Below are 10257 nucleotides of genomic sequence, written 5' to 3'. Positions count from 1 at the left end.
AGTGAAACAAGCCGACATTCCGAGATCGGCAGACCACCCACGCCCACATACCACCACCCCCAAAACCGCACGCCCACAACACCCTCCACCACCACCGGCACACCACATCGGTGCATCCAGGTTGAGGTGTGAGGAGCGTAAGCGACGGCCCCCTGCCGCCTGAGGTGTGAGGAGCGTAAGCGACGGCCCCCTGCCGCCTGAGGTGTGAGGAGCGCAAGGGACGGCCCCCTGCCGCCTGAGGTGTGAGGAGCGCAAGCGACGAGCCTCGAAGGCCTGGTGAGGCACTCCCTAAGAGGGTTGACTCCTCAGGAGCGTGCGGCGATCAGGTCCGCCACGATCTTCGCCGACATCATCACGAGCGGTAGCCCACCGCCCGGGTGCGACGACCCGCCCACCAGGTAGAGGCCCGGAACGGGCGAGGTGTTCTTGGGCCGCAGGAACGCCGCCCGCGGACCGTTCGACGACGAGCCGTAGATCGAACCGCCGGGCGTCATGGTGCGGCGCTCCAGATCTGCCGGCGTGACCAGCAGCCGATGGCGGACCCGGTCGCCGACGTCGACGCCGCGGTCGGCCATCACAGCCATGATCTGGTCGGCGTAGCTCTCTGCGAGTCCTGGTGCATCCCAGTCCACTCCGTGCTCGGGATCGTGCCGGGGCCCGTTGACGAGCACGAACCAGGCGGCCGTCTCCGGTCCCGGGACGATCTCGGGATCGTCGGGTGCGGAGATGTACACGGTCGGTCGGGCGACGGGGCGCGGTGGACCGTTGAAGCCGAAGACGGCGTCGAACTCCTCGTCGTAGTCCTCGGCGAACAGGACGTGGTGATGTGGCTGCCCGGCGGGCGGGTCGTCGAGGGCCAGGAGCAGGACGAAGCCCGACAGTGACGGCGTCGAACGTCGCAGCAGCGCAGACGGAATGCGGGCAGGACGGCGCGGTACGAGGCGGTCGTACACCTGGCGGGCGTCCGCATTCGCCACGACGATGTCGGCGGAGCGCCTGCTGCCGTCGGCGAGAACGACGCCGTCGACATGTGCGCGTTCGTCCGTCGACACCCGGGACACCTCGACACCGAACTCGATCCGGCCGCCGAGGGCGAGGAGACGATCCCGCATCGCGGTCGCGATCCGTCCGAGACCGCCGCGGACATACCAAGAGCCCCAGGCCTGTTCGGCCCACGGGACGGACGCCAGTGCCGCCGGTGCGCGTCGCGGATCCGACCCGGTGTAGGTGGCGTAGCGGTCGAGGAGCATCGCCAGGCGGGGATCGTCGAGATACTCGGACCCGAGCCCGCGCAGGGATTTCCAGGGCGCCACGGTGCGGACATCCGACGGTGTCGCGATCCCGCCGATCATCGTCCGCACGCTCATCGGCGACTCCAGGAAGGGGCCGTGGGTCACGTCCCAGATGGCCTGGGCGCGAGCGAGAAACGCCGACCACTGATCGCCACGTCCGGGACCCAGTGCGGTGTCGAGCGCGGACGGGATGTGGTCGAGGGTGTCGGGCAGCTCGAGTTCGGTGCCGTCGGGGAAGCGGTAACGTGCGGCGACGGGCAGCCGCCGGAGTTCGAGTACATCGTCCACGGATGCGCCGGTGTCATCGAACAGTTCGGTGAGGACGTGTGGCATGGTCACCAGGGACGGGCCGGTGTCGAAGACGAAGCCGTCGTGCTCGATCACGCCGAGTTTGCCACCGACGGAGTCGAACTGTTCGAGCACGGTGACGTCATGACCGGCCGCCTGCAGGCGCATCGCGGTGGCGAGCCCGCCGACGCCCGCGCCGATCACGATGACCCGGCTCATCGGTCGACCTCGATGGTGCGTCCCTTCCACCGGAGTTCGCCGCGGCGTCGGGCGATCGTCGAATCTGCTGCGAGGAAGGCGAACAGCGCGATCGAGGCGGGGTGTCCGAAGGCGTCGGGGAACGTGCGTCCACCGGTGCATCGGGCGGCCACCAGTCGGGAGGCGACGCCGGCGAGGTACCCCACCAGTCCGGTGCGCGACCCGGTGAGTGCGGCGAGCGCCGGGATCACATACATCAGGCAGAGAGCGGCGGTCACCGCGGATGTGCCGGCCGGGGAACCGAACGCAGACCACAGCGATTTGCGGTATCCCGCACGGACTTCGTGCCAACCGTCGTACATGTGGCAGATCGCCACGGTGCTTCCATCGGCGACCACGCCGCGGCCGCCTGCGGCCTTGATCGCCCGCAGCAGGGCGATGTCCTCCAGGACGACGTCGCGGACGACCTCATGGCCGCCGGCCCGTCGGTAGGTGACGGCGTCGACCATCAGGAACTGACCGTTCGCGGCCGCCAGGGACTCGCGCGGGGAACGCTCGGCGAGTCCGAGCGGAAGCGTGCTCATCCACGACCACTGGAGCAGCGGCTGCACCAGGCGTTCGGCGGCACTGGTCGCAACCTGCCGGGGATAGGGGCTGACGAGATCGAGCCCGGAGTCGCGCAGCAACGCGACCGACGACGTGAACGCGTGCGGTTCGACCACGACGTCGGCGTCGACGAAGGCGAGGACCCCGTCGGGGACGGTTCCGTCGGGCAGTGCGTTGTCCGCCAATTGCCGGCAGGCCCAGGTCTTCCCGAGCCATCCGGGCGGGGGTGGCGATCCCTCGAACACCTCGATCCGGTCGTCGTGCGCGGCGAGTCGTGCCAGCACGGCGTCGGTTCCGTCGGCCGAGCCGTCGTCGAGCACCAGCACGCGTGCCGGTCCGGGCCAGCGGTCGATGGCGTCGAGGACGGCGGTGAGACAACGGTCGGCCCTGGTGACCTCGTTTCGCATCGGGATGAGGACCGAGAGCGGTTCGGCGGGCGGGATGTCGGTGAGGCCGGGCCGGCGGACTCGGATCGCGTTGTCGACGGTGAGAGCGAGCGATGCCAGCGAGAGTCCGGTCCCCACCGTCACCGTGCGATGCCACAGGTCAGTCGCGCGCACGATGTCTCCTGGACTGGATCGATCGCACCTCGAGCACGAGCAGCGGCAGCGCGACCACCCCCATCACCACGGCACCGGCCAGTGCGACCGTCGGCCGGCCGAAGAACACGGCGTGCGCCATGACCGACGAGAAGTAGGTCCACAGATAGGCGGTGACGGGAACCGCGTCGTCCGTGTTCTCGTGCCCGGCGCCGACCACGCGGTCGAGGACGGCGATCATCAGGAACGAAACCAGAAGCCAGCCCGCGAAATTCGTCAGTGGGATGTCGTCGACACCGGGCAGGGACGGTTCGGGGAACTGCCACACCCAGTGCCCCTGGTCGACCATCTGGGGATCGAGGAAGACGTCCCACGCGGTGAGGGCATAGGCGCCCAGGAACGCGGTGGCCACACGCGCACGCGTGCCGGACAGGTTCAGTGCCCCGATGAGTCGCCGGGTGACGGCGAGCGCAGGCCACGACATCATGATCCAGGCCAGCGGCACCAGAACCGGCACGCCGAGAATCTTGAGGCCCAGACCGTCGGTGTAGGCATATGTGCCGAACGGGAATCCGGTACTGACACCGATCGCCTCGGCGACCAGCCCGCCGCCGCCGGCGATCACCACCAGACCCACCGCGGCCCCGAGCCCGCGCGTGGCAGCCAGATGGATCACCGACGCCGACGCCAGCAGCACCACGCTCGCGACGGTCAGCGGAAGAGTGCCACCACCGGTCAGCGGGAAGGCGATCTGCACCCCGATGGTCGCGGCGAGGAGAACCCACGCGACCGGGATGAGGTGGTGACGGCGGGATGATCTGCTCGCCAGGCCTTCGTGGCTCGTCGCTTGCGCTCCTCGCACCTCAGGCAGCGAAGGTACTGGGGGTTGCGCTCCTCGCACCTCAGGCGGCGAAGGTACTGGGGCTTGCGCTCCTCGCACCTCAGGCAGCGAAGACGTTTGCGCTTGTGTGCCTTGTGCTTTGGTCGGCGAATGTCTGGTCGTGCTCATGCGGATCTCCCCTGGTAGGTCCCCGTGATGTCGAGGACGGCGAACCGGGCAAAGAGTTCCTCGGCGTACCAACGGGCGGGCTTGGTGCGCGAGATGGCGGACTTGTGGGCGGGGGAGCGGTAGGCGAAGTCGGTGAGGTCGTGCGCGGAGTCCCAGAGCGAGAACGTGCCCTGGACGCCGATCGGCAGCTCGCCGACGCCGAGCGCGAGTCGATTCCCCTGTGCGCCGGCCAGTTCCGAGGCCACCGGCGGAACGGCCCGCCAGAAGGACGCCATCGTCGTCGGTCGCAACCGGGCGCGGGTGAGTGCGGCGACCGGTCCCGCCCAATCACGTGGCCGGACCCCGGTGGCCGGCTGGCCGTCGTGCGACCGATGGCCGAACGGATCGACCCTCGACCACCGGCCCTTCGACCGGAGCGGCCGCATCGTGATGCGCAGTTCCTCGGTGCTCGAGTCCTGCCAGCGTCGCAGGACCCGCGAGTTCGATGAGGCGCGCGCCGCATCGTCGTCGTTCCAGACGGTGAGCGCTGCCCAGTGCCGCAGGTCGGCGCTCTCCATCGTGAAAGTCCTGGCGGTTCCGGTGCCGAGTAGTTTCGCGAACCGAAGTCCCGGCGTCGCCCGTAGCGCGCGGCGTCCCGATGCCATCCGGCCGAGCGCGGGCATCACCCGGTCGACGCCCCAGATGCGCAACTCGACCGTCGGGACACCATCCGAGTTCATGAGCGGCGCCACACACAACGTTCGACGAGGGAGGTGAGGGCCTGGCGGGTCTGGCCGTCCACCGAGGCGTGCGCGACGACGTCGAGAGCGTCCTCGGCGAGCTCGACGATGCGTTGTTCGACGCGTTCGAGCGCGCCGGTGGATTCCACGACCTCGCGCATCCGTGCGGCACCGTCGGCGTCGAGATCCGGGTTGCCGAGGCAGTTGGCCATCACCCGCCGTTCCGTCCAGGTCGCCGATTCCTCGGCCAGTGCCATCAGCATGGTGCGCTTGCCCTCGCGGATGTCGTCGATCGTCGGCTTCCCGGTGACCTTCTCGTCGCCGAAGACACCGAGGATGTCGTCGCGCAGCTGAAATGCTTCACCGGCGCTGAGCCCGATGCGGTCGTAGTCGGCCAGGAGGCCGGCGTCCGCGCCGGCGAGCGTGCCACCGAGACGGAGCGGTTGCCCGATGCTGTAGCGGGCGCTCTTGTATCGGAGGACGCGCACGGTCCGGTCGGGGTCGGTGTGCTCCTCGGTCTGGCCGAGCATGTCCAGGTACTGCCCCGCGTAGGCCTCGTTGCGCATCTCCGTCCAGGTCTCGCGCACGGCTTGCCGGACGTCCCGGCGCACGGCGTCGACCGCCGCGGCGACCAGATCGTCCGACCACGACAGGCACATGTCGCCGACGAGGATCGCGACGGCGGTGCCCCACGTGTCGGAATCGCCGCGGCGCCCGTCGGCGCGATGCGTGTCGGCGAAGTGGCGGTGGACGGTGGGGAGGCCGCGACGGGTGTCGGAGTCGTCCATCACGTCGTCGTGGACCAGGGCGGCGAAGTGGAACAACTCGATCGCGGACGCCAACTCGACGACACCGGGCACCGTCTGCCCACGTGCCGCTCCTCGTGCACCCCACAGGCAGAAGGCTGCGCGCAGGCGCTTGCCACCGCCGATACGTCCCCCGATGGCATTGACCGCGGGAGTGAGCTCGGCCCCCACTTTCTGCAGCGTCAGCGCATGGCGGCGAAAGTGCGCGGCCAGGACCTCCTCGACGAGTTCCAGATCGGTCGTCGCGTCGTCGATCGCGCGGAGACCGGAGTTCGTGTCGAGGACAGGCCGGTGGGGGAGGGATGAGTCGGTCATCTCTGCGGTCTGTGTCATGTCGAGGCCCTTCGGGGGTGCGGGTCGGCTGTCGGGTCCGCCGGCGGATGCGGGTACCCGGTCTTCGGAGCGATGACACCCGACGGATGGGTGTGGGCCCGGGATGCCGGTAGGTTGGGTCGCATGGCAGTGGATGCAACGGTTCCCGTGGTGGCGGTCGGTCTGGTCGGCGGTTTCGCGGCGGCGCGATACAGCGGTCGGCGAGAGCTCGGCGGGGTGGTCCTCGCGACGGCAGGCGCCTGGTGCACCCGACGGTGGGCGGTCGAGAAGGGTCCGGCGGTGGCGGGCGGTCTGCTCGCCACCTACCTGGCGGCGTTCGGCGGCTCGCATCCGCTCGCGAAGAAGATCGGTGCCTGGCCGTCCGTGGGCCTGGTGACGGTTGCCGCCGCCGGCGTGACGGCGATCGCCACGCGCTGAGTCCGGGTCCCTCGGACACCGCCGGAATCGTCCCGGGCCGGGCGATGCCGACGTTACGATCGGCTCCCATGACCACGGGATACGGGCGAGCGCGGCAGAACGACATCTACACCGCTGGTGTTCACCGGCGAAAGCCACGCGTGCCAACGGATTTCGCGGAACTCGAACGTCGCGCCAAACGGGCGATGTCGGCCCGCGCGTGGGCGTACATCGGCGGCGGTGCCGGTGAGGGTCGCACGATGGCGGCCAATCGCCGGGCCCTGGACCGCTGGGCGATCGTGCCGCGGATTCTCCGCGATGTCTCCGAGCGAAACCTCGAGGTGGAACTGTTCGGGCGTCGCATCCCGGCACCGGTGTTGTTCGCGCCGGTGGGTGCCGGGTCCCTGGCCGCTCCGGACGCCGACCGGCTGATCGGTCACGCGGCCGCGGAACTCGGTGTGCCGTACATCTTTTCGAACCAGGCCAGTGTGCCGATGGAGACCGTGGCCGCCGAGATGGACGGTGTGGCGCCAGGTGCGCCGCGATGGTTCCAGCTGTACTGGTCCACCGACGACGAGTTGGTCGACAGCCTGCTCGCCCGTGCGGAGGAGATCGGTGCCGACGCGGTGGTCGTCACCTTGGACACCACGATGCTCGGATGGCGGCCCCAGGACCTGAACCTGGGATCGCTGCCGTTCGCGCGGGGTGAGGGCATCGCGCAGTACACCTCGGACCGGCGCTTCGTCGACATCGTCACCGAGCGGCTGCGCACCGCCGCCGGGGAACGACCCGAGATCTCCCTCGGTGCCATCGCGACCCTGATCTCGATCACGCGCAACGCGCCGGGTCGCTTCCTCGCGAATCTCACGTCGGCCCGACCGCGCGCCGCGGTGCAGACCTTTCTCGACATCTATTCGCGTCCGTCACTGAGCTGGGAGGATCTCGCGGGGCTGCGCGGGCGGACGTCGCTGCCGATCGTGCTCAAGGGGGTGCTCCATCCCGACGATGCCCGTCGCGCCGTCGACGCCGGGGTCGACGGCATCATCGTGTCCAACCACGGTGGACGCCAGATCGACGGTGCCGTGAGCACGATCGACGCCCTCGAGGAGATCGCGCCCGCCGTCGACGGCCGGATCAAGGTGCTCATCGACTCCGGGATCTACACCGGCTCAGATGTTTTCAAGGCACTCGCGCTCGGCGCCGACGCCGCCTGCATCGGTCGGCCGCACATGTACGGGCTGGCGCTCGCCGGTGCCGACGGTGCACGCGACGCGGTGGCCGACATCATCGCCGAACTCGACCTCACGCTCGGGCTCGCCGGCCACACCGACATCGCCGAACTCGGCCGCGGTGCGTTGCGGAGGTTGTAGGCGCGCGTTTCGACACGGCGCCTCGCTGCGCTCGGTGCCGGCTCAACGGGCGGGGAGGGGTCGTCGCCGCGCTCGATCGCGACGCGGTGCGGCGGGTATGACACCGAAAAGCCCGTCCCGCTCGCGATGAGCGGGACGGGCTTCCCCCAACCGGGAACAGACGGTTCAGACCAGTGGGCGACCGGTGCGCATCCGCCACCGGACGTCGGCGAGCAGCAGGTTGAACGGGAAGCTGCGAACCGGTTTGGGTGCGCGGGTGATGATCGCCCGGAGTGCGGCGTTGTGCTTGTCGAAGAACAGTTGCTGCCACGGCGACAGTCGCACGTCCATCTTCCGGCGGAAGTTCTCCGGCAGGAAGCCGATGGCCAGGATCTCGAAGTACCAGCCCAGAAGCTTGGCCACGATCGGACCCAGGAACTCGGCGCGGGCGATCCGCATCAGGTACTCACGGATGACCGGGTCGATCTCGAGAGTCTCGACGGTCTCGTTCCAGTACTCCTCGAAGGCCGCGCGATCGGCCGGCCAGGCCTCGCGCGGGACCTGCAGTGTGGTGCCCAGGACGGCGCCGGCCTGGTAGAACTCGTCGGACACCTCGGTCATCCCGCCGAAGATCCGATGGACGTCCTCGGTACCGCGGTACAGGCAGGCCGCGACCCACAGCTGCAGCTTCGGGTCGAAGGCGTTGTATTTGACCGGGCTGTCGGTGGTGGACCGGACCTGCGCGTGGGCTTTGCCGATCGCCTTGCGGTAGGCCTTGCGGTCCTTGGCGCTGCCCAGACCGGCGACCGCGAGGTAGCTCAGAGTGGTACGACCGCGCTTGAGAGGATGCTTGAACAGATTCCCCGAGTCGACGCGGCTCTCGTACACGCCGTAACCCACCGCGGGCAGGCTCAGCTGCATGATGACGTTCGCCGCGCCGGCGAGGACGCCGATGCCCAACGGATCGAGGTTCTGTGCGGAGGGGAGTGCGTCCAGTTCGGCGCGGGACATGCGTGCGGTCGACGGCAGGAACTCGGTGTCCGGCTTCTCCGCGGCGAGGAACTGCTCGATCTCGGGTGTGGCGTCGGCCGACGTTTGCGGCGACAGGGCCGAGCTTCCACTGGTGATAGGCTCCGATGCCATCGAACCCCTCCTGGTCGGATTTAGGAAACGTTTGTTTCCCGTTTTATAAAACATGAACTTACTGGGGTGTCAAGATAGGAACCATGGGAAGAGGACCTTCGACCCCGGAAACCGGGTCCGACGCCGCTGCGTCGGATGCGGCTGCTTCCCTCCGCGCGTATGGCGGCGAGGGTGGCGACACCCGGGTCGCGCGACGCCGCGCATCGCTGATCGACGCAGCTCTGGATCTGCTCGGCGCCGATGACGCGGAGGCGGTCACGGTGCGCGGCGTCTGTCGGCGGGCCGGCTTGACCGCTCGATACTTCTACGAGAGTTTCGAGTCGGTCGATCAGCTCGTCGGTGTGGTGTACGACGAGGTCATCGAGGAGATCGCCCATTCGAGCCTCGCCGCGTTCTCCGAGGGCGCGACCATGCGCGCCAAAGTGGCCGGAGCGGTCGCCGCGATCGTCGACCTCATCGATCAGGATCGACGCAAGGGTCGACTGCTGTTCTCGCAAGCCCTGCTGAGCCCGGTGATCGCGGCGAAGCGGATGGAGTCCACCACACTGTTCGCGGGTCTGACGCTCCAGAGCACCTCGACGATTCTCGATGTGCACGTCGGCCCCGCGCAGGCGACGGGCGTGGCGCATTACCAGGTGGGCGGGCTGAGTCGCCTGCTCGCGGCCTGGCTCGAGGGCGACGTCGAGCTCACGAAGTCGGAGGTCGTGGACCTCAGCATCGCGTTGCTCGTGTCCCCCGCGGAGATCCTGGAGAAGAGCCTGTCCCACCGCAGCGCCGATGGTGAGTAGTGCCGCCTGTGGAGATATGTTTGAACCCATGAACAGCCGAACCGGCGAAACCGACGTACGACCGGCGAAGCAACCTCTCGGCGCGTGGCGTGACTACGGCGAGCCCGAGCTCCCGATCCCGCTGGCAGCAGCCCTCGAGGCATTCGCCGAGCAGGGCTATCACGGCACGTCGGTCAGAGAGGTCGCCGCGCGGGCGAACCTCTCGGTGCCGGGGCTATACCACCACTACCCGTCGAAGCAGTCCCTGTTGCAGGGTCTGCTCGAGCGGACGATGACCGACCTACTGGCCCGGTCGGAGGCGGCGATCCTCGAAGCCGGACCGGAGCCGGTGAAGCAGTTCGACGCGGTCGTCGAATCCTTGCTGCGGTTCCACATGTACCGCCGGGAGCAGGCATTCGTCGGATCCACGGAGATCCGGAGTCTCGACGACGACTACCGGCCAAAGTACATCGGCCACCGGGACCGTCAGCAGCGGATGGTCGACGAGATCGTCTTCGCCGGCGTGGAGGCGGGCGACTTCACCACCGAGTACCCGAAGGACGCGGCCCGCGCGGTCGCCACGATGTGTGTGGGTGTCTCGACGTGGTTCAAGCTCGACGGACTGCTGGGCCCGGACGAGCTGATCGCGCGGAATCTCCAGCTGGCCCGTGCCCTGGTGGGTTACCGCACCACCTGAGGGCACGGATTTCACCCGGTCAGCCTTGACCGGGATGACATCGCCTGGCAAGGTATGGACGGCCGAACGATCGCTCGGTCGGCGTCGGGGAAAGTTCCCGTCGGTCCAGCCAAAG

General features: G+C 68.8%; 10 protein-coding genes. 4 read left to right on the top strand and 6 right to left on the bottom strand.

Annotated features, from left to right (window positions below):
- Positions 1 to 305: 305 nt before the first annotated feature.
- The 5 genes from NWF34_RS13580 to NWF34_RS13560 all read right to left on the bottom strand — a co-directional run bounded on the left by NWF34_RS13580 (position 306) and on the right by NWF34_RS13560 (position 5790).
- Positions 306 to 1799, bottom strand: a complete 1494-nt coding sequence (locus tag NWF34_RS13580; RefSeq protein WP_024499423.1) for an NAD(P)/FAD-dependent oxidoreductase — start codon at positions 1797 to 1799, stop codon at positions 306 to 308.
- Positions 1796 to 2944 carry a glycosyltransferase family 2 protein gene (locus tag NWF34_RS13575; protein WP_024499424.1) on the bottom strand — a complete coding sequence of 383 codons (1149 nt, stop codon included), beginning with the start codon at positions 2942 to 2944 and terminating at the stop codon, positions 1796 to 1798. The genes NWF34_RS13580 and NWF34_RS13575 overlap by 4 nt, the downstream gene beginning before the upstream one ends.
- Positions 2931 to 3785: a carotenoid biosynthesis protein gene (locus NWF34_RS13570; protein WP_024499425.1), complete on the bottom strand. Its 855-nt coding sequence runs from the start codon at positions 3783 to 3785 to the stop codon at positions 2931 to 2933. The genes NWF34_RS13575 and NWF34_RS13570 overlap by 14 nt, the downstream gene beginning before the upstream one ends.
- Positions 3786 to 3928: 143 nt before the next feature.
- Positions 3929 to 4651 carry a hypothetical protein gene (locus NWF34_RS13565; RefSeq protein WP_024499426.1) on the bottom strand — a complete coding sequence of 241 codons (723 nt, stop codon included), beginning with the start codon at positions 4649 to 4651 and terminating at the stop codon, positions 3929 to 3931.
- Positions 4648 to 5790: a polyprenyl synthetase family protein gene (locus tag NWF34_RS13560; protein ID WP_024499427.1), complete on the bottom strand. Its 1143-nt coding sequence runs from the start codon at positions 5788 to 5790 to the stop codon at positions 4648 to 4650. Before NWF34_RS13560 ends, NWF34_RS13565 begins: the two co-directional genes overlap by 4 nt.
- Before the next feature lie 123 nt (positions 5791 to 5913).
- Between NWF34_RS13560 and NWF34_RS13555 the strand changes: the two genes are divergently transcribed.
- Together NWF34_RS13555 and NWF34_RS13550 are read left to right on the top strand one after the other, a co-directional pair.
- Positions 5914 to 6207, top strand: coding sequence for a hypothetical protein (locus NWF34_RS13555; protein WP_006436625.1), 294 nt, complete (start codon positions 5914 to 5916; stop codon positions 6205 to 6207).
- Positions 6208 to 6275: 68 nt separating this feature from the next.
- A complete protein-coding gene (locus NWF34_RS13550) occupies positions 6276 to 7556 on the top strand; it encodes an alpha-hydroxy-acid oxidizing protein (RefSeq protein ID WP_258325299.1) in 1281 nt (426 codons plus the stop codon).
- 165 nt (positions 7557 to 7721) lie between these two features.
- On the opposite strand, the gene NWF34_RS13545 is transcribed toward NWF34_RS13550, so the two are convergent.
- Entirely contained in the window at positions 7722 to 8678 is a 957-nt protein-coding gene (locus tag NWF34_RS13545) for an oxygenase MpaB family protein (RefSeq protein ID WP_024499429.1), read from the bottom strand.
- An 83-nt stretch (positions 8679 to 8761) separates the two neighbouring features.
- On the opposite strand from NWF34_RS13545, the gene NWF34_RS13540 reads away from it, so the two are divergent.
- Positions 8762 to 9466 (top strand): TetR/AcrR family transcriptional regulator, encoded by a 705-nt coding sequence (locus tag NWF34_RS13540; RefSeq protein WP_258325298.1) that lies wholly within the window; start codon positions 8762 to 8764, stop codon positions 9464 to 9466.
- Between the two features lie 28 nt (positions 9467 to 9494).
- Positions 9495 to 10142 (top strand): TetR/AcrR family transcriptional regulator, encoded by a 648-nt coding sequence (locus tag NWF34_RS13535; RefSeq protein ID WP_258325297.1) that lies wholly within the window; start codon positions 9495 to 9497, stop codon positions 10140 to 10142.
- Positions 10143 to 10257: the final 115 nt, after the last annotated feature.

The organism is Gordonia sp. GONU, from assembly GCF_024733855.1.
Classification (GTDB): domain Bacteria; phylum Actinomycetota; class Actinomycetes; order Mycobacteriales; family Mycobacteriaceae; genus Gordonia; species Gordonia amicalis.
The sequence above is the reverse complement of the archived record's forward strand: the minus strand, read 5'-3'. Positions and strand labels throughout refer to the sequence as shown.